General features: G+C 73.1%; 17 protein-coding genes. 15 read left to right on the top strand and 2 right to left on the bottom strand.

Annotation, left to right across the window (positions count from 1 at the left end):
- Window positions 1–31: 31 nt before the first annotated feature.
- Window positions 32–706, bottom strand: a complete 675-nt coding sequence (gene idi, locus ACFP3U_RS26430; RefSeq protein WP_380228163.1) for an isopentenyl-diphosphate Delta-isomerase — start codon at window positions 704–706, stop codon at window positions 32–34.
- Window positions 707–1,056: 350 nt separating this feature from the next.
- Here idi and ACFP3U_RS26425 point away from each other — a divergent pair, with 350 nt between their 5' ends.
- The 15 genes from ACFP3U_RS26425 to ACFP3U_RS26355 all read left to right on the top strand — a co-directional run bounded on the left by ACFP3U_RS26425 (window position 1,057) and on the right by ACFP3U_RS26355 (window position 19,106).
- Window positions 1,057–1,812 (top strand): phosphocholine cytidylyltransferase family protein, encoded by a 756-nt coding sequence (locus ACFP3U_RS26425; protein ID WP_380228162.1) that lies wholly within the window; start codon window positions 1,057–1,059, stop codon window positions 1,810–1,812.
- On the top strand, window positions 1,800–2,873 hold the full coding sequence (locus ACFP3U_RS26420) for an iron-containing alcohol dehydrogenase family protein (protein ID WP_380228161.1): 1,074 nt from the start codon (window positions 1,800–1,802) through the stop codon (window positions 2,871–2,873). Before ACFP3U_RS26425 ends, ACFP3U_RS26420 begins: the two co-directional genes overlap by 13 nt.
- Window positions 2,874–2,961: 88 nt before the next feature.
- Window positions 2,962–3,699, top strand: a complete 738-nt coding sequence (locus ACFP3U_RS26415) for a CDP-alcohol phosphatidyltransferase family protein (RefSeq protein ID WP_380228178.1) — start codon at window positions 2,962–2,964, stop codon at window positions 3,697–3,699.
- Window positions 3,700–3,815: 116 nt separating this feature from the next.
- Window positions 3,816–4,661, top strand: a complete 846-nt coding sequence (locus tag ACFP3U_RS26410; RefSeq protein WP_380228177.1) for a glycosyltransferase family 2 protein — start codon at window positions 3,816–3,818, stop codon at window positions 4,659–4,661.
- Window positions 4,662–4,834: 173 nt separating this feature from the next.
- Window positions 4,835–5,770, top strand: a complete 936-nt coding sequence (locus ACFP3U_RS26405) for an ABC transporter permease (RefSeq protein ID WP_380228160.1) — start codon at window positions 4,835–4,837, stop codon at window positions 5,768–5,770.
- Window positions 5,771–5,834: 64 nt separating this feature from the next.
- Entirely contained in the window at window positions 5,835–6,611 is a 777-nt protein-coding gene (locus tag ACFP3U_RS26400; RefSeq protein WP_380228176.1) for an ABC transporter ATP-binding protein, read from the top strand.
- A gap of 423 nt (window positions 6,612–7,034) precedes the next feature.
- Window positions 7,035–8,015 (top strand): squalene synthase HpnC, encoded by a 981-nt coding sequence (gene hpnC, locus ACFP3U_RS26395; RefSeq protein WP_380228175.1) that lies wholly within the window; start codon window positions 7,035–7,037, stop codon window positions 8,013–8,015.
- A 41-nt stretch (window positions 8,016–8,056) separates the two neighbouring features.
- Complete coding sequence (hpnD, locus tag ACFP3U_RS26390; RefSeq protein ID WP_380228174.1) at window positions 8,057–8,914, top strand: presqualene diphosphate synthase HpnD; 858 nt, start codon at window positions 8,057–8,059, stop codon at window positions 8,912–8,914.
- Between the two features lie 166 nt (window positions 8,915–9,080).
- Entirely contained in the window at window positions 9,081–10,517 is a 1,437-nt protein-coding gene (hpnE, locus tag ACFP3U_RS26385) for a hydroxysqualene dehydroxylase HpnE (protein WP_380228159.1), read from the top strand.
- Between the two features lie 110 nt (window positions 10,518–10,627).
- Window positions 10,628–11,776 (top strand): polyprenyl synthetase family protein, encoded by a 1,149-nt coding sequence (locus ACFP3U_RS26380; RefSeq protein WP_380228173.1) that lies wholly within the window; start codon window positions 10,628–10,630, stop codon window positions 11,774–11,776.
- A gap of 7 nt (window positions 11,777–11,783) precedes the next feature.
- Window positions 11,784–13,877, top strand: coding sequence for a squalene--hopene cyclase (gene shc, locus ACFP3U_RS26375; protein WP_380228158.1), 2,094 nt, complete (start codon window positions 11,784–11,786; stop codon window positions 13,875–13,877).
- The gene (locus ACFP3U_RS26370) at window positions 13,874–14,569 is read left to right on the top strand and encodes a 5'-methylthioadenosine/S-adenosylhomocysteine nucleosidase family protein (RefSeq protein WP_380228157.1); all 696 of its coding nucleotides are present in this window, start codon (window positions 13,874–13,876) and stop codon (window positions 14,567–14,569) included. The genes shc and ACFP3U_RS26370 overlap by 4 nt, the downstream gene beginning before the upstream one ends.
- Before the next feature lie 2 nt (window positions 14,570–14,571).
- Entirely contained in the window at window positions 14,572–15,597 is a 1,026-nt protein-coding gene (gene hpnH, locus ACFP3U_RS26365) for an adenosyl-hopene transferase HpnH (protein WP_380228156.1), read from the top strand.
- A 140-nt stretch (window positions 15,598–15,737) separates the two neighbouring features.
- On the top strand, window positions 15,738–17,654 hold the full coding sequence (gene dxs, locus ACFP3U_RS26360; protein WP_380228155.1) for a 1-deoxy-D-xylulose-5-phosphate synthase: 1,917 nt from the start codon (window positions 15,738–15,740) through the stop codon (window positions 17,652–17,654).
- A 42-nt stretch (window positions 17,655–17,696) separates the two neighbouring features.
- Window positions 17,697–19,106, top strand: a complete 1,410-nt coding sequence (locus ACFP3U_RS26355) for an aspartate aminotransferase family protein (RefSeq protein ID WP_380228154.1) — start codon at window positions 17,697–17,699, stop codon at window positions 19,104–19,106.
- 72 nt (window positions 19,107–19,178) lie between these two features.
- Here ACFP3U_RS26355 and ACFP3U_RS26350 read toward each other — a convergent pair whose 3' ends face one another.
- A complete protein-coding gene (locus tag ACFP3U_RS26350) occupies window positions 19,179–19,451 on the bottom strand; it encodes a DUF6343 family protein (protein ID WP_380228153.1) in 273 nt (90 codons plus the stop codon).
- Window positions 19,452–19,454: the final 3 nt, after the last annotated feature.

The raw sequence follows: 19,454 nt of genomic DNA, 5'->3' as shown, positions 1-19,454 counted from the left end.
GCCCGAGCGAGGGCAGCGCCCGCGCGGCGACCTACCAGTCGTTCCCGGCGATCTCCCGGATCCCCGGCAGGGCGGCCTCGAACACCGTCCGGAACCAGACCGAGAACGGCCGCTCGGCCTCCAGCTCGCGCAGCTCCTTGGCGGTCACGAAGGCGTAGTCGTCCACCTCGTCCGGGTTGGGTCGCACCGGCGCGGTGACCAGGCCCACGAACAGGTGGTTCCACTCCCGCTCGATCAGCCCGGACGCCTCGTCCGGCAGGTCGTAGCGGACGGTGCCGGCCTCGCAGAGCAGCGCCGGGGCGACGCCCAGCTCCTCCGCGGTGCGCCGGGCGGCGGCCACGAAGGGGGCCTCGTCGGGGTACGGGTGGCCGCAGCAGGTGTTCGACCAGACCCCGGGGGAGTGGTACTTGCCCAGCGCGCGGCGCTGGAGCAGCATCCGGCCCTGCCGGTCGAAGAGGAACACCGAGAAGGCCCGGTGCAGCCGCCCGGGCTGCTGGTGGGCCCAGAGCTTCTCCGCGGTGCCGATGGTCACGCCCTCGTCGTCGACCAGCTCCAGCAGGATCTCCTCCGGCGCACCGGCGGCGTCCGCGGCGGCGACGACATCCGTCTCGACGTCCAGGCCGGTGTCCAAGCCGGTGTCCAAGCCTGTGTCCAGGCCGGTGTCCAGTCCGGCGGCGGTCGGATCGGTCGGCAGACTCTGGGGCATGGGGCCTCTTTCGGCAGCTTCGGAAGCACGGGGAGCGACCACGGCACGCACCGGTGGCGTCGCGCCCCAGTCTGCCGTACGGGTGGCGCGGGGGAGGGGTCCCACGCACAACCGGGCGGGACGGGGGCGCCCGGCGGCGCGGGACGGGCGTCGGATTAGCAGAACCGTTCGGAATGTGTTCGATGTGTGTTCGAGCGTCCGGCCGCGTTCGGGCAGGTCGCCGTGGTCGCCTACCATCACATAGGACACCGCGGCCGTACCCCGGCGGCCCCGGCGCGCCCCCGCCGTGACCCGGAAGACTCCCGGAACCGGGCGCGGCCGCGCACAGCACGACGGATCAGGAGACCCGCATGATCGGCCTCGTTCTGGCAGCCGGCGCCGGCCGCCGGCTGCGCCCGTACACCGACACCCTGCCCAAGGCACTGGTGCCGGTCGACGGGGAGCGGACCGTCCTGGACCTCACCCTCGGTAACTTCGCCGAGGTCGGCCTGCGCGAGGCGGCGATAGTCGTCGGCTACCGCAAGGAGGCGGTCGAGGACCGCAAGGACGCCCTGGAGCGCAAGTACGGCGTCAAGCTCACCCTGGTCGAGAACGACAAGGCCGAGGAGTGGAACAACGCCTACTCGCTCTGGTGCGCCCGCGAGCTCTTCACCGAGGGCCTGCTGCTCGCCAACGGCGACACCGTCCACCCGGCCTCCGTCCAGCGCACCATGCTGGAGGCCAACGCCCGGCTGACCGCCGAGGGCCGCGCGCCCGGCATCCTGCTCGCCCTCGACACGGTGAAGGAACTCGCCGACGAGGAGATGAAGGTGGTGGCCCACCCGTCCGCCGGGATGCGCCGGATCACCAAGCTGATGGACCCGGCGGAGGCCACCGGCGAGTACATCGGCGTCACCGTGATCAACCCGGCCGCCGCCGCCGACCTCGCCGACGCGCTGCGCGCCGCCTACGAGCGCGACCCGCAGCTGTACTACGAGGACGGCTACCAGGAGATGGTCGACCGCGGCCTGCGGATCGACGTCCAGCCGATCGGCGAGGTCTCCTGGGTCGAGGTCGACAACCACGACGACCTGGCGAAGGCGCGGGAGATCGCGTGCCAGTACTGACCCGGCTGGTGCCGTCGCCGGTCTTCGTGGAGATCCGCCCGGGCGCGCTGGACGCGCTCGGCGGCATCCTCGCGGACCAGCGGCTGTCCGCCTCGGGCCGGATCGCGGTGGCGATCAGCAACGGCTCGGGCTCGGTGCTCCGCGCCCGGCTGGAGCCGGCGCTGCCCGGCGCCGACTGGTACAGCGTGGCGGACGGCAGCCTCGACAGCGCGGTGCAGCTGGCGGACGACATCCGCAGCGGTGTGCACGGCGGCCTCTACGACACCATCGTGGCCCTGGGCGGCGGCAAGATCATCGACGCGGCCAAGTACGCCGCCGCGCGGCTCGGCCTGCCGCTGGTCTCCGTGCCGACCAACCTGGCCCACGACGGCATCTGCTCGCCGGTCTCCACCCTCGACAACGACGCCGGGCGCGGCTCCTACGGGGTGCCGGGACCGATCGGCATCGTGATCGACCTGGACGTGGTCCGGGCCGCCCCGCCGCGCTTCGTCGCGGCCGGCATCGGCGACATCGTCTCCAACATCTCGGCCTGCGCCGACTGGGAGCTGTCGCACGCCGAGACCGGCGAACCGGTGGACGGACTGGCCGTCGCGATGGCCCGCTCGGCGGGCGAGAACCTGCTGCGGCACCCAGGAAATCTTCAGGATCGGGGCTTCCTCACCGCCCTCGCCGAGGCACTGGTACTGTCCGGCATCGCGATGAACATCGCGGGCAGCACCCGGCCCTCGTCGGGCGCCTGCCACGAGATCTCGCATGCCCTGGACGTGCTGTATCCCAAGCGGTCCGCCCAGCACGGCGAACAGGTCGGCCTCGGCGCCGCCTTCGCCAGCTTCCTGCGGGGCGAGCACGAGCTGACCGGTCTGATCGTGGAGCGCCTGGCGTACCACGGACTGCCGGTGACCGCGGCTCAGATCGGCTTCACCGAGGCGGAGTTCACCGAGGCGGTGCACTACGCTCCGAACACCCGGCCGGGCCGCTTCACCATCCTTGAGCACCTCGACCTCTCCCCTTCCGCAATCAGGGACGCGTACGCCGACTATGTCCAAGCCGTCAACAGCTGACCGCTCCGCCGCCGGGTCCATGCCGCCGGTCGACCTCACCCGCCGCCCCTCGATCGAGGAACTGCGCGCGGTGATCCACCCGGAGGGCATGCTGCAGCGCCGCAGTGCCGAGCACTGGGCCGGCCGGCTCTACATGCGGAAGATCTCGCTGCGGATCACCCGGGTGCTCTCCACGGTCACCGTGATCACACCCAACGGGCTGACCTACCTGATGATGCTCACCGGCATCCTGGGCGGCGCCGCGCTGATCGTCCCGGGGATCGCCGGCGCGGTGCTGGCGGCCCTGCTCATCCAGGTCTACCTGCTGCTGGACTGCGTGGACGGCGAGGTCGCCCGCTGGCGCCGGCAGACCTCGCTCACCGGCGTCTACCTGGACCGGGTCGGCCACTACATGTCCGAGGCGGCCCTGCTGACCGGCCTCGGCCTGCGCGCCACCGACCTGCTGCACCGCGAGGGCGGGGCCGCGCACTGGGAGTGGGCGTTCCTCGGCACCCTGGCCGCGCTCGGCGCGATCCTGATCAAGTCGGAGACCGACCTGGTCGACGTGGCCCGCGCCCGCAGCGGGATGACGGCGGTCGAGGACAGCGCCTCGGTGCCGCGCTCGGCCGGTGTCGCCAGGGCCCGCCGGGCGGCCTCCCTGCTCAAGTTCCACCGGCTGGTCGGCGCCGTCGAGGCCTCGCTGTTCATCCTGGCCGCCGGTGTCGCCGACGTCCTGCACGGCGGCCTCTTCTTCACCCGGATCGCGGTGGTGGTGCTGGCCGCGATCGCGATGCTGCAGACCGTGCTGCACCTGCTGAGCATCGTCCTGTCGAGCAGGCTCCGGTGAGCGACGTGACGGAGACCGACGTGAACACCCCGACCGCGACCCCGGCCCCGAATCAGGCCGCGACCGCGACCCCGACCGGCGCCGACGCCTTCCGGCTCGGCGCGGTGATCATCACCATGGGCAACCGCCCGGACGAGCTGGCCGCGCTGATCGAGTCGGTCCGCGCCCAGCAGGGCCCGGCCGTCGAGCTGGCCGTGGTCGTCAACGGCGCCCCGCTGCCGCCGCTCCCGTCCGGCGTGCGCGCCGTCGAGCTGCCGGAGAACCTCGGCATCCCGGGCGGCCGCAACGTCGGCATCGAGCTGTTCGGCCGCAACGGCCGGGACGTCGACGCGGTGCTGTTCCTGGACGACGACGGCCGGCTGCCCGGCACCGACGCGGCCCGGCTGCTGCGCGAGGCCTTCACCGCCGACCCGGAGCTCGGCATCGTGAGCTTCCGGATCGCCGACCCGGACACCGGTGAGACCCAGCGCCGGCACGTGCCCCGGCTGCGCGCCAGCGACCCGCTGCGCTCCTCCCGGGTGACCACCTTCCTCGGCGGCGCGAGCGCGGTGCGCTGCGCCGTGTTCGAGAACGCCGGCCAGCTGCCCGCCGAGTTCTTCTACGCGCACGAGGAGACCGACCTCGCCTGGCGCGCGCTGGACGCCGGCTGGGCCATCGACTACCGGGCCGACGTGGTGCTGCACCACCCCACCACCTCGCCCGCGCGGCACGCCTCGTACTTCCACAACGTGGCCCGGAACAGGGTCTGGCTCGCGAGGCGGAACCTTCCGGCCCCGTTGGTGCCTCTATACCTGGGAACCTGGTTTCTGCTCACGCTGGCCCGCCGACCCTCCCCGGAGGCGTTCAAGGCCTGGCTGGGCGGTTTCCGGGCGGGCTGGCGCGAACCCTGCGGTACGCGGCGGCCCATGCGATGGCGTACCGTTTGGCGACTGACCAGGCTGGGCCGACCGCCAGTCATCTGATCCGTCCGGTGACCGTCCGGTGCCCTGCGGTGACGGACGGCAGGCCGGTTGCCCGGCCGGTGACCCACACACCGGCCACACTCCCCCCGAGATCCGAGTGGATCCCCATCGGCGCAAGGCCGGCGGACCCCCGCCGACCGGCCCGCCCCGACGATCCCGCGCGAAGGACGAATGTGTCGACAGTGAGTGAACCCGTCAGCCTCTCAGCCCCGAGGGGGGCGGACGCCGGCCTGACCCCCAAGCAGCTTGCCGACAAGTACGGCCTGGCCGTGAGTGGCAGAAGGCCCGGCCTGTTCGCCTACTCCAAGCAGCTCTGGGCCCGGCGCCACTTCATCTGGGCCTTCGCGACCGCGCGCCTGGTGGCCCAGTACACCGACGCCAAGCTGGGACAGGTCTGGCAGGTCGTCACGCCGCTGCTGAACTGCGCGGTGTTCTACCTGGTCTTCGGCGAGATCCTGAAGAACAAGGACGACAACCCGTACTACATCGCCTGGCTCTGCATCGGCGTCTTCATCTTCCAGTTCACCCAGAACGCGGTGCAGTCCGGCACCCGGGCGATCTCGGACAACCTCGGGCTGATCCGGGCGCTGCACTTCCCGCGCGCCTCGCTGCCGATCGCGTTCACCGTGATCCAGCTCCAGCAGCTGCTGATCTCGATGGTCGTGCTGTTCGCCGTGGTCCTGATGAACGGCATCGAACCCAGCCGGACCTGGATCCTGGTGATCCCCGCCCTGGTGCTCCAGTCGATGTTCAACACCGGCGTGGCCCTGATCTTCTCCCGGATCGGCGCCAAGACCAGCGACATCTCCCAGCTGATCCCGTTCGCGATGCGCGCCTGGCTGTTCCTGTCCGGCGTCATGTACAGCATCTCGGACAAGATCAAGGAGTGGCCGGAGTTCTGGCAGCGGGTGATGGAGCTCAACCCGGCCTCGGTCTACATCGACCTGGTCCGGCACGCGCTGGCACCGGTCATCTACAACAAGCACGAGAAGGTGTTCCTGGAGTTCCCGCCGCACCAGTGGAAGTACGGGATCGCCTGGGGCGTGGTCATGCTGGTCATCGGATACGTCTTCTTCTGGAAGGCTGAGGAGGAGTACGGCCGTGGCTGACACCGACGTTCGAGGGGCCGACCTGCGCAAGGACCTGGAGGACACCGCGTCTCCGCGCCGCAAGGTGTTCGACGCCGACGTGGCCCGCGAGCCCACCGTCGTCGTCGACGACGTGCACATCGTCTACCGGGTGCACGGCGCGGGCTCCGGCAAGGGCAGCGCCACCTCCGCGCTGAGCCGCATCATCAGCCGCAAGCGGGCGTCCGGCGTCCGCGAGGTGCACGCGGTGAAGGGCGTCAGCTTCACCGCGTACAAGGGCGAGGCGATCGGTCTGATCGGCTCCAACGGCTCCGGCAAGTCCACCATGCTGGCGGCCATCGCCGGTCTGCTGCCGACCGAGAAGGGCGGCATCTACACCAACGGCCAGCCCTCGCTGCTCGGCGTCAACGCCGCGCTGATGAACGAGCTGACCGGTGAGCGCAACGTCGTCCTCGGCTGCCTCGCCATGGGCATGTCGCCGGCCGACGTGCGCCGCCGCTACCAGGACATCGTCGACTTCTCGGGCATCAACGAGAAGGGCGACTTCATCTCGCTGCCGATGCGCACGTACTCCTCCGGCATGGGCGCCCGACTGCGCTTCGCGATCGCCGCGGCCAAGGCCCACGACGTGCTGCTCATCGACGAGGCGCTGGCCACCGGCGACCAGGCCTTCCAGGCCCGCAGCAAGAAGCGGATCGCGGAGCTGCGCGAGGAGGCCGGTACGGTCTTCCTGGTCAGCCACGACAACGCGTCGATCCGCGAGACCTGCGAGCGGACCATCTGGATCGAGGCCGGCGAGCTCATCATGGACGGGCCGACCGAAGAGGTCGTCCGCGCCTACGAGCGGGGCGAGCGCCCGTAGCGCCGCACCGGTCCGCGTGACGGGGCCGGTTCCGGAGGAGATCCGGGACCGGCCCCGTCGTTCGTGCGCCCCGTGGTTCGTGCGTCCAGTCGTTCGTGCGCCCCGGCGTTCGTGTCCCGGCGGGGAGCCGGTGGACGGGCCCGGCGTGCCCCGGGTGGCCCGCCGCCGCCCGGGTGAGCGCCCCGTGCGCCGGGTGAGGCGCTCTTCTCCGGCGCGGCCGACGGTGTCAGGCTGTAGGCGCGGGGGTGGTGTGCCGGACGGGACTCCCGTGATCGGACGCGTGTCCGACTCGGGCCGATCACTTGAGCGGTGTAGAACGGGGGAGTGACAGCAGTGTCGGCTTCGGCCCAGCCCAGTAGTGAGTCCCCGCCCGGAGGCGGTCGCCCGGAGGGGAGCCCGGGGAGCCCCGAGGGGGCGACGACCCTGGCGAAGGCGAGCGCGGAGAACTTCCCGGTCGCCCCGTTCTTCCTGCCCGCCGCCTGGCGCGACGACCTCATGACGGTCTACGGCTTCGCCCGGCTGGTGGACGACGCCGGCGACGGCGACCTCGCCGACCCGGCCGGCACCGCCGCCCTGCTCGGCGTCCCCGCCCCGCCACGGCCGTCCGCGACCGCCGGGCTCACCCCTTCGGCCCAGTCCGGGCCCGCCGATCCCGCGGCGGGCCGCCCGGCCGCCCCGGACCGGCCCACCCCGGCCGAGACCGCGTTCCGGCTCGCCCTGCTGGACGGCCTGGAGCGGGACCTCGACCGGGTCTTCGAGAGCGCCCTCCACCCCGCCGCGGCCGAGGCTCCCCGGCACCCGCTGCTGCGCCCGCTGGTCCCGCTGGTCGACCGGCACGGGCTCACCCCGGAGCCGTTCCGCCGGCTGATCGAGGCCAACCGGGTCGACCAGACCACCGCCCGCTACCGCGGCTACGACGACCTCATCGGCTACTGCACGCTCTCCGCCGACCCGGTCGGCCGCCTGGTGCTGGCCATCGCCGGCGTCTCCACCCCCGAGCGGATCGCGATGTCCGACGACATCTGCCGGGCCCTGCAGATCGTCGAGCACCTCCAGGACGTCGCCGAGGACCTCGCCCGCGGCCGGATCTACCTGCCCGCCGAGGACCTCGAACGCTTCGGCGTCACCGAGGCGGACCTCGCCGCACCGAGCGCCGGGCCGGCCGTCCGCGAGCTGATCCGCTTCGAGGCGGACCGTGCCCGCACCCTGCTCGACCAAGGTGCGCCATTGGTAGGTACGGTTCGGGGGAGGCTTCGACTGCTCCTGGCGGGATTCACCGCGGGAGGCTACGCGGCCCTGGCGGCCGTCGAGGACGCCGGGTACGACGTGCTCGCCCAGCAGGCGAAGCCGGACAAGCGCCGCCTCGCAGCGAGGGCGGCGGCAATCTTCGCGAAGGGAAGGTGAACGCCCGCGTGGCGGCATCACCACTGGCGTCGGCGCCGGTCATGGCGGCGTACCGGTACTGCGAGGCAGTGACCGGGCTGCAGGCCCGCAACTTCAGCTACGGCATCAGGCTGCTGCCCGAGCCGAAGCGGCTGGCCATGTCGGCCCTGTACGCGCTCGCGCGCCGGGTGGACGACATCGGCGACGGCGACCTCCCGGAGGACCGCAAGGCGGAGGCCCTGCTGCGGACCCGCGAGCTGCTCGACGAGATCAGGGCCGGCTCCGTCGCGGAGGACGACACCGACCCGATCAAGGTCGCGCTCGCGGACACCGCCCGGCGCTTCCCGATCCCGCTCGGCGGCTTCGACGAGCTGATCGACGGGGTCGAGATGGACCTCAAGGGCGCCGAGTACCAGACCTACGAGGAGCTCAAGGTCTACTGCCGGTGCGTGGCCGGGGCGATCGGCCGGCTGTCGCTCGGCGTCTACGGCTGCGACGACCCCGAGCGCGGCGCCCGGTACGCCGACACCCTCGGACTGGCGCTCCAGCTCACCAACATCCTGCGGGACCTGCGCGAGGACGCCCTGAACGGCCGGACCTACCTGCCGGCCGAGGACCTCGCCCGGTTCGGCTGCCAGGAGGGCTTCGCCCAGCCCAGGCCGCCGGTCGGCGCCGACTTCACCGGCCTGATCGCCTTCGAGGCGGCCCGCGCCCAGGGGGCCTTCGAGGAGGGCCTGCGGCTGCTGCCGATGCTCGACCGCCGCAGCCGGGCCTGCACCGCCGCGATGGCGGGCATCTACCACCGGCTGCTCGGCCGGATCGCCGCCGACCCGGAGTCGGTGCTGCGCGGCCGGGTCTCGCTGCCGGGCTGGGAGAAGGCGTACGTGGCGCTTTCCGGGCTCGCCGGGGGGCGTTCTTGATTCTTGCCACAGTTCTGTCACGCTGTGTCAGCGGCGCATCACCGATGGGTAGAACCCTGTTGACCGCTGTGTCGGATCCGACCGCACTGACCGCGGGCGCGACCGCACCGACCATGGGCGCCCCGGTCACGACCGGACCGGGCGCCGTACGCGAGGGGGAGGTCCGATGACCGGGCGAGCCGATGTCGCGCGCCCGGCCGCCGTCGTGGTCGGCGGCGGCCTGGCGGGCATCACCGCCGCACTGCGGCTGGCCGAGGGCGGCCACCGGGTCACCCTCGTCGAGGGCCGGCCCCGGCTCGGCGGCCTGGCCTTCTCGTTCCAGCGCGGCGAGCTGACCGTCGACAACGGCCAGCACGTCTACCTGCGCTGCTGCACCGCCTACCGCGGCCTGCTGGAGCGGCTCGGCGCCAACCGGCTGGTCCACCTCCAGGACCGCCTGGAGGTGCCCGTCCTGGGCGTCTCCGGGCCCGCCGACGCGCCGGTCCGCACCCTGGGCCGGCTCGGACGCGCCGCCCTGCCCGTGCCGCTGCACCTGGCCGGCAGCCTGGCCCGCTACCCGCACCTCGGCCCGGCCGACCGGGCCCGGGTGGTCCGCGGCGCGCTCGCGCTGCGCCGCCTGGACCTCGCCGACCCGACCCTGGACGCCGTCTCCTTCGGCGACTGGCTGCGCCGCCAGGGCCAGAACGACCGGACCGTGGCCGCGCTGTGGGACCTCGTCGGCATCGCCACCCTGAACGCCCGGGCCGACCAGGTGTCGCTCGCGCTGGCCGCCATGGTGTTCAAGACCGGTCTGCTCTCCGACCCCGGGGCCTCGGACATCGGCATGGCCACCGTGCCGCTCGGCGCCATCCACCACGACCGGGCGCTCGCCGAACTGGAGCGGGCCGGGGTGAAGGTGCTGCTGCGGGCCCGGGTCGCCGAGCTCAAGCCGGCCGCCCCGCAGCACGCCGTCCGGCTGGAGGGCGGCGGCGAGCCGCTCGCCGCCGAGACCGTGGTGCTGGCCGGCGCCCAGGACACCGCGGCGGCCCTGCTGCCGCCGGACGCCCTGGACCGCCGGTACCGGCTCGACGGGTTCGGCACCTCGCCGATCCTCAACGTCCACGTGATCTACGACCGCAAGGTGCTGCGCCGGCCGTTCTTCGCCGCGCTCGGCTCGCCCGTCCAGTGGGTCTTCGACCGCACCGCGCACTCCGGGCTGGCCGGCACCTCGCTCGGCGCGGCGCACCCCGGCGCCCAGTACCTGGCGCTCTCGCAGTCCGCCGTGCAGGACGAGATCGACCTGCCGGTGGCCGAGCTGCGCCGCCGCTACCTGCCGGAGCTGGCCCGGCTGCTGCCCGCCGCCGGCGGGGCCGAGGTGCTGGACTTCTTCGTCACCCGGGAGCGCACCGCGACCTTCGACCCGGCCCCGGGCACCGCCGCGCTGCGCCCCGGCCCGCGCACCGCCGTCCCCGGCCTGCTGCTGGCCGGCGCGTGGACGGCCACCGGCTGGCCCGCGACCATGGAGGGGGCCGTGCGCAGTGGCCACGCCGCCGCCGACGCGGCGCTCACCGCCGACGACCGGCCCCGGCCGGTGGACCGCGGCGACGGGAGGTGGCCGAGGTGACCGGCAGCTCGTTCGCCGGGGACCTCGGCGAGCCCGCCAGAGCGGGCGCCCGCCCTGTTGGTCCCGGCGGTGCCCCCGCCCCGACCGGCCGCGCCGAGCCCGGCCGCACCATGATCGCCAGCCTCAGGCCGTCCCACGCGGCCAGGCACCACCAGGGAGAGGGAACGTACGTGGAGTCACGCACCGGCACTGCCGTCGGAGGCACGGCACATGCCGAACCGGTCTCGGTGCCGGAGCTGCTCAACCGCACCCGCGCGCTCTGCACCCCGCCGCTGCGGGCCGCCGTCGCCCGTCTGGCGGCACCCATGGACACCGTCGCGGCGTACCACTTCGGCTGGATCGACCGGGACGGCACGCCGGTCGCGGGGGACGGCGGCAAGGCCGTGCGCCCCACCCTGGCCCTGCTCTCGGCCCAGGCCGCCGGCGCCCCGGCGGAGGCCGGGGTGCCCGGAGGGGTCGCTGTTGAACTGGTGCACAACTTCTCCCTGCTCCATGATGATCTGATGGACGGTGACGAGACCCGGCGCCACCGGGCCACCGCCTGGACGGTCTTCGGTCCGGCCCAGGCGATCCTGGTCGGTGACGCCCTGGCGACGCTCGGTACGGAGGTGCTGCTCGACGCCGCGTCCACGGGCGGCGCCAGCCCCGCCGACGCCGCGCGCGCCGTCCGGCTGCTCAACACCGCCAGCCGCCGGCTGATCGACGGGCAGGCGATGGACGTCGCCTTCGAACAGCGGGACACCGTCACCGTCGCCGAGTGCCTGGAGATGGAGGGCGGCAAGACCGCCGCCCTGCTCTCCGCCGGCGCGGCGCTCGGCGCCGTCCTCGCCGGGGCCGACGAACGCGTCTCGGACTCCCTCCAGCGCTTCGGAGACCACCTGGGCCTGGCCTTCCAGGCGGTGGACGACCTGCTCGGCATCTGGGGCGCCACCGAGGTCACCGGCAAGCCGCACTGGGGCGACCTGCGCCAGCGCAAGAAGTCCCTGCCGGTCGCCGCCGCCCTCGCCGAGGGCGGCGCGGCCTCCCGCGAACTGGCCGAACAGCTCGCCGACCCCGCGGGGCGCGGCGAGGAGAGCGAGACCGAACTGGCCGCCCGAGCCCTGCTGATCGAGCGGGCCGGCGGTCGCGCCTGGACCCAGGAGGAGGCCCGCCGCCAGCACACGACTGCCCTCGCCGCTCTGGACGAGGTGCCCATGCCCGATGTGGTGCGCGAGCACTTCGTCGCACTCGCCGAATTCGTGGTGGTACGAGAGAGGTGACGTTACGTTGACAGCAACCGCGGACGGCCGGCTCGACCCTGAGTACGATTCCGAGCCGGTCGCGGTGGGCGGCCTCCCCCCGGCGCTGCTGAGCGCCGGGCGGTGGCAGCCCGAGGGGTCCGCCGAGGCCGCGCCGGCCGGACGGACCGAGCAACAGCAGGACGGGGCCGCCTCCGCCGAGGAGGCACTGGCCCGTGCCACCACCCACCTGCTCTCCCTGCAGAGCTCCGAGGGGTGGTGGAAAGGCGATCTGGAGACCAACGTCACCATGGACGCCGAGGACTTACTGCTCCGGCAGTTCCTCGGGATCCGGACCGAGGAGCAGACCAAGGCCACCGCCGAATGGATCCGCTCCCATCAGCGCGAGGACGGCACCTGGTCCACCTTCCACGGCGGACCGGCCGAGATCTCCGCCACCGTCGAGGCGTACGTCGCCCTCAAACTCGCCGGTGACGATCCGAGCGCCCCGCACATGATGGCCGCCGCGCGCTGGATCCGGTCCGCGGGCGGCATCGCCGCCGCCCGGGTGTTCACCCGAATCTGGCTCGCCCTGTTCGGCTGGTGGCCCTGGGAACGGCTGCCGGAGATGCCGCCCGAGATCATGTTCCTGCCGAAGTGGCTCCCCCTGAACATCTACGCCTTCGGCTGCTGGGCACGGCAGACCATCGTCCCGCTGACCGTCGTCTCCGCGCACCGGCCGGTGCGCCCGGCGCCCTTCGCGCTCACCGAACTGCACACCGACCCGGACGACCCCTTCCCCGTCCGGCCGCTCGCCCCGGCGACCAGCTGGGACGGCCTGTTCGAACGCCTCGACAAGGCCCTGCACGCCTACCACCACCGCGCCCTGCGCCCGCTGCGCCGGCTCGCCGTCTCCCAGGCCTGCCGCTGGATCGTCGAACGCCAGGAGGCCGACGGCTGCTGGGGCGGCATCCAGCCGCCCGCCGTCTACTCGCTGATCGCCCTGCACCTGGAGGGCTACGAGCTCGACCACCCGGTGATGCGGGCCGGGCTCGCCTCCTTCGACCGCTTCACCGTGCACACCCCCGACGGGCAGCGCTGGCTGGAGGCCTGCCAGTCCCCGGTCTGGGACACCTGCCTGGCCACCATCGCCCTGGTCGACGCCGGCCTCCCGGCCGACCACCCCGCGCTGGTCTCCGCCGTCGACTGGATGCTCGGCGAGGAGATCACCAAGCGCGGCGACTGGTCCGTCCAGCGGCCCTCGCTCGCCCCCGGCGGCTGGGCCTTCGAGTTCGAGAACGACACCTACCCGGACATCGACGACACCGCCGAGGTGGTGCTCGCGCTGCGCCGGGTCGCCCACCCGGACCCGGCCAAGGTGGCCGGCTCCGTCGACCGCGGCGTCCGGTGGAACCTCGGCATGCAGTCCAAGAACGGTGCCTGGGGGGCCTTCGACGTCGACAACACCAGCACCCTGCCGAACAAGCTGCCGTTCTGCGACTTCGGCGAGGTGGTCGACCCGCCGTCGGCGGACGTCACCGCGCACGTCGTGGAGATGCTCGCCGAGGTCGGCAAGGCGCGCGACCCGCGCACCCGGCGCGGCGTCGAGTGGCTGCTGCGCAACCAGGAGGCGGACGGCTCCTGGTTCGGCCGCTGGGGCACCAACTACATCTACGGCACCGGCTCGGTGCTCCCCGCCCTGGTCGCCGCCGGCGTGCCCGCCGAACACCCGGCGATCCGCCGCGCCGTCCGCTGGCTGGAGGACCGGCAGAACACCGACGGCGGCTGGGGCGAGGACATGCGCTCCTACGAGGACCCGGCGCGCTGGGCCGGGCGCGGCGAGTCCACCGCCTCGCAGACCGCCTGGGCGCTGATGGCGCTGCTCGCGGCCGAGGAGGGCCCGGACGGCCGGGCCAACCCCGCCGTCGACCGCGGCGCCGACTGGCTGGTGCGCACCCAGCTGCCCGAGGGCACCTGGGACGAACCACAGTTCACCGGCACCGGCTTCCCGTGGGACTTCTCCATCAACTACCACCTCTACCGGCTGGTGTTCCCGGTCACCGCACTCGGCCGCTATCTGCACGGCAGCCCCGCCACCGGCCGGCCGACCACCGGTCCCGCGGCGATCGGGGCGTCCCGATGACCGCTGCCCCGCTGCTGGTCCTCTGCGCGCTCGGCCCCGAGGTATGGGCCCTGCGCGGCGGGGACTGGCGCGGTGCGTCGGGCGGCCCGCCCGTCCTGGTGCGCACCGGCGTCGGCCGGCGGCGGGCCTCACTCGCCGTCAGGCGACTGCTGACCGCCGCTCCCGGCGGCTACGGCGCCGTCGTGGTGGCCGGCTTCGGCGCCTCCGTCGCGCCGGGCATCACGCCCGGCGACGTGATCGTCGCGGACGGGGTGCGCGACGCCGAGGGCAACCACTACGCCGTCGGCTCGGGCCCGGCGCTCACCCGGGCCCTCACCGTGCGCGGTCTGACCGCGCACACGGGCGTGCACCACACCGCCGACCACGTGGTGCGCGGCCTCGAACGGCGCGCCCTGCACCTGCAGGGCGCGCTCGCCGTCGACATGGAGGCCGCCGCCGTACTGGCGGCCCTGCGCGAGCTGCGCCCCGCCCTGCCGGCGGCCGTGCTCCGGGTGGTCGTCGACACCCCCGAACGGGAGCTGCTGCGCCCGGGCACCCTGCCGGCGGGCGTCCGCGCCTGGCGGACACTGCGCGCCACGGTGCCCGCCCTGGTCGACTGGCACCTGCGGAACGACCGGCCGGACCGGGACCGGCCGGCGCCCGCCACCCTCCACCACCCCACATCCTCGACGCTCCCCCAGGAGGCGAGCTAGCCATGGCCATGCCGCTGCGCCAGACCGTGCGGGTCGGCACCTACCTCATGCAGCAGAAGCTCAAGCGACGCGACAAATTCCCGCTGATCGTCGAACTGGAACCGCTGTTCGCCTGCAACCTGGCCTGCGAGGGCTGCGGCAAGATCCAGCACCCGGCGGGGGTGCTGAAGCAGCGGATGCCGGTCGCCCAGGCCGTCGGCGCGGTGCTGGAGTCGGGGGCCCCGATGGTCTCGATCGCCGGCGGCGAGCCGCTGATGCACCCGCAGATCGACGAGATCGTCCGGCAGCTGGTCGAGCGCCGCAAGTACGTGTTCCTCTGCACCAACGCGCTGCTCATGCGCAAGAAGCTGGACAAGTTCACGCCCTCGCCCTACTTCACCTTCACCGTGCACATCGACGGGCTGCGCGAGCGGCACGACGCCTCGGTGGCCAAGGAGGGCACCTTCGACGAGGCGGTGGAGGCGATCAAGGAGGCCAAGCGGCGCGGCTTCCGGGTGACCACCAACTCCACCTTCTTCAACACCGACACCCCGCAGACCATCATCGACGTGCTCGACTACCTCAACGACGAGCTCCAGGTCGACGAGATGATGATCTCCCCGGCGTTCGCCTACGAGAAGGCACCCGACCAGGAGCACTTCCTCGGCGTCGAGCAGACCCGCGAGCTGTTCCGCAAGACCTTCGCCGGCGGCAACCGGCGGCGCTGGCGGCTCAACCACAGCCCGCTCTTCCTGGACTTCCTGGAGGGCAAGGTCGACTTCGAGTGCACCGCCTGGGGCATCCCGAACTACTCGCTGTTCGGCTGGCAGCGGCCCTGCTACCTGATGGCCGACGGCTACGTGCCGACCTACCGCGAGCTGATCGAGAAGACCGACTGGGACAAGTACGGGCGCGGCAAGGACGCCCGCTGCTCCAACTGCATGGCGCACTGCGGCTACGAGCCGACCGCCGTCCTCGCCACCATGGGCTCCCTCAAGGAGTCCCTGCGGGCGATCACCGACACCGTCGGCTCCGGCCGGAGCCGCTGACCGCACCCGTCCGGCGGACGGCCACCCGCCGTCCGCCCCGCCCGGCCCGGGCCACGCGCCCGGGCCGGGCCCCACCCCGCGCGGCCGCGGTCCGACGGCGGGGGCACCACCGCACCGCTCCGAGTCGTGAGGTGAAAGCCATGTCACTGCTCTCCAGCGTCACATCCCCGGCGGATCTGAGAACCCTCCCGGCCGCCGAGCTGCCCCGGCTCGCCGACGAGATCCGCGACTTCCTGATCGACGCCGTCACCCGGACCGGCGGCCACCTCGGTCCCAACCTCGGGGTGGTCGAACTGACCATCGCCCTGCACCGGGTCTTCCACTCCCCGCACGACCGGATCGTCTGGGACACCGGCCACCAGAGCTACGTCCACAAGCTGCTCACCGGCCGCCAGGACTTCTCCGGGCTGCGCTCCCGGGGCGGGCTGTCCGGCTACCCCTCGCGGGCCGAGTCCGAGCACGACCTGGTCGAGAACTCGCACGCCTCGACCGCGCTCTCCTACGCCGACGGCCTGGCCAAGGCCGCCCAGCTGCTCGGCCAGCACGACCGGCACACCGTCGCGGTGATCGGCGACGGCGCGCTCACCGGCGGCCTCGCCTGGGAGGCGCTCAACAACATCGCCGCCGCCAAGGACCGGCCGCTGGTCATCGTCGTCAACGACAACGAGCGGTCCTACGCCCGCACCATCGGCGGCCTCGCCAACCACCTCGCCACCCTGCGCACCACCCGGGGCTACGAGCGCTTTTTGTCCTGGGGCAAGGGCACCCTGCAGCGCACCCCCGTGGTCGGCCCGCCGATCTACGACGCCCTGCACGGGGCCAAGAAGGGGTTCAAGGACGCCTTCGCGCCGCAGGGCATGTTCGAGGACCTCGGGCTCAAGTACCTCGGCCCGATCGACGGCCACGACGTCGCCGCGCTGGAGTCGGCGCTCGGCAAGGCCCGCGGCTTCGGCGGCCCGGTCATCGTGCACTGCCTCACCGTCAAGGGCCGCGGCTACCTGCCCGCCGAACAGGACGAGGCGGACCGCTTCCACGCCGTCAACCCGATCGACCCCTACACCTGCCTGCCGATCTCGCCCAGCGGCGGCGTCTCCTGGACCTCGGTCTTCGGCGACGAGCTGCTGGCCGTCGGCGCCGAGCGGCCGGACGTGGTGGCGATCACCGCCGCCATGCTCCAACCGGTCGGCCTGGCCAAGTTCGCCAAGGCCTACCCGGAGCGGACCTTCGACGTCGGCATCGCCGAGCAGCACGCCGTCACCAGCGCGGCCGGCCTGGCCACCGGCGGGCTGCACCCGGTGGTGGCGGTGTACGCGACCTTCCTCAACCGGGCCTTCGACCAGGTGCTGATGGACGTCGCCCTGCACAGGCTGGGCGTCACCTTCGTGCTGGACCGCTCCGGGGTGACCGGACCGGACGGCGCCTCGCACAACGGCATGTGGGACATGTCGATCCTCCAGGTCGTCCCCGGACTGCGGCTGGCCGCCCCGCGCGACGCCGACGAACTGCGCGCCCAGCTGCGCGAGGCGGTGGACGTCGCCGACGCCCCCACCGTGGTGCGCTTCCCCAAGGCGACCATCGGCCCGGCCGTCCCCGCGGTCGAGCGGATCGGCGGCGTGGACGTACTGCTGCGCACCGGGGAGCTGCCGGAGATCCTGCTGGTCACCGTCGGCACCACGGCCGCCGCCGGGCTGGACGCGGCCCGGCTGCTGCTCGCCGAGGGGTTCACCACGACCGTCGTCGACCCGCGCTGGGTCAAGCCGGTCGACCCGGCCCTGCCGCTCCTCGCCGCCGAGCACCGGCTGGTGGTCACCGTCGAGGACAACGGCCGCACCGGCGGCGTCGGCGCGGCCGTCGCCCAGGCGCTGCGGGACGCGGACGTGGACGTCCCGGTGCGGGTGCTCGGCCTGCCGCAGGAGTTCCTCGGGCACGCCGCGCGCGGCGAGCTCCTGGAGGAGACCGGGCTGACCGGCACCGGGGTCGCCGCCCAGACCGCCGCCTTCGCCAAGCACCTGCTTCCGGACCGGGGACTGCCGGACCGGGAGCTTCCGAACCGGTGACTTCCGAACCGGGAACTTCCGAACGAGGAGCGAACCAGCGCCATGCCGGCCGACCCCGACGACCGCACCTCTGCCCGTTTCGACCTGGCCGCCCTGCTCGCCGAGCGGGGCGGGGAGCGGTACGAGCTGCAGAGCCGCTACCTGAACCCGCAGCTGGCCCGGATGCTGCACACCATCGGCTTCGACAAGTACTACGAGCGGGCCCAGGGGCAGTACTTCTACGACGCCGAGGGCAACGAGTACCTCGACATGCTCGCCGGCTTCGGCATCTTCGCCCTGGGCCGCCACCACCCGGTGGTCCGCTCGGCCGTCCAGCAGGTGATGGACCTCGACCTGCCGGACCTGGTCCGCTTCGACTGCTCGCCGCTGCCCGGTTTGCTCGCCGAGCGGCTGCTGTCGTACACGCCCGGGCTGGACCGGGTGTTCTTCGGCAACAGCGGCACCGAGGCGGTGGAGACGGCGCTGAAGTTCGCCCGGTACGCCACCGGCCGCCGGCGGATCCTCTACGCGGACCACGCCTTCCACGGGCTGACCACCGGCTCCCTCTCGGTCAACGGCGAGAGCGGCTTCCGCAAGGGCTTCGACCCGCTGCTGCCGGACACCGCCGTCCCGCTCGGCGACCTCGCGGCGCTGGCCAAGGAGCTGAAGCGCGGCGACGTCGCCGCACTGATCGTCGAGCCGATCCAGGGCAAGGGCGTACAGGCGACCCCGCCCGGCTGGCTGCGGGCCGCGCAGGACCTGCTGCACGAGCACAAGGCGCTGCTGATCTGCGACGAGGTGCAGACCGGCATCGGGCGCACCGGCGAGTTCTTCGCCTACCAGGAGGAGGACGGCGTCCTGCCGGACCTGCTGTGCGCGGCCAAGGCGCTCTCCGGCGGCTACGTGCCGGTCGGGGCGACGCTCGGCAAGGGCTGGATCTTCGAGAAGGTGTACTCCTCGATGGACCGGGTGCTGGTGCACTCGGCCAGTTTCGGCTCCAACGCGCAGGCGATGGCCGCCGGACTGGCGACCCTGGAGGTCATCCGGGACGAGCGGGTGGTGGAGAACGCCCGCAAGGTCGGCGACCACTTCCGGGAGCGGCTGACCGCGCTGGTCGACCGGTACGAGCTGCTCGCCGAGGTGCGGGGGCGCGGGCTGATGATCGGCATCGAGTTCGGCCGGCCGAAGTCGCTGAAGCTGCGGACCGGCTGGACGGCCCTGCAGGCGGCCCGCAAGGGGTTGTTCGCCCAGATGGTGGTCGTGCCGCTGCTCCAGCGGCACCGGATCCTCACCCAGGTGTCCGGGGACCACCTGGAGGTGATCAAGCTGATTCCGCCGCTGATCATCACCGAGCGGGACGTCGACCGGTTCATGGAGGCGTTCACCGAGGTGATGGAGGACGCCCACCGGGGGAGCGGCCTGATGTGGGACTTCGGGCGGACGCTGGTGAAGCAGGCGGTCAGCAACCGCTGAGGCGCCGCGGCGTCTTCCGCGGGGTGTTCCGTGGGGTGGGGGCAGGTTTCCCACCCCGCGGGAGGGTGCGCGTCAGAGTTCGGTCCGGCGGCGCCGGACGACGATGACGAGATCGACCGCGGCGAGCAGGGTGAGGATCCCGCAGGCCACCGCGAAGCCGATGAGGGTCCCCCGGCTCGGCGCACCGAATTCGGGGGCGCTCGCCGCCCAGACCGCGAACCCCGCGGTGGCCAGCGCGAACAGCGGGGTGAAGGTCAGCGAGAGCAGGTAGCGCAGCTTGAGGTCGCTGCGGGCGGTGGCGGGTTCGGTGCCGCTGCGCCACCGCCGCGGGGTGGTGGCGGGCACCCG

Origin of the sequence: Kitasatospora misakiensis (assembly GCF_042656005.1) — a bacterium.
Taxonomy (GTDB): Bacteria; Actinomycetota; Actinomycetes; order Streptomycetales; family Streptomycetaceae; genus Kitasatospora; species Kitasatospora misakiensis.
The sequence above is the reverse complement of the archived record's forward strand: the minus strand, read 5'-3'. Positions and strand labels throughout refer to the sequence as shown.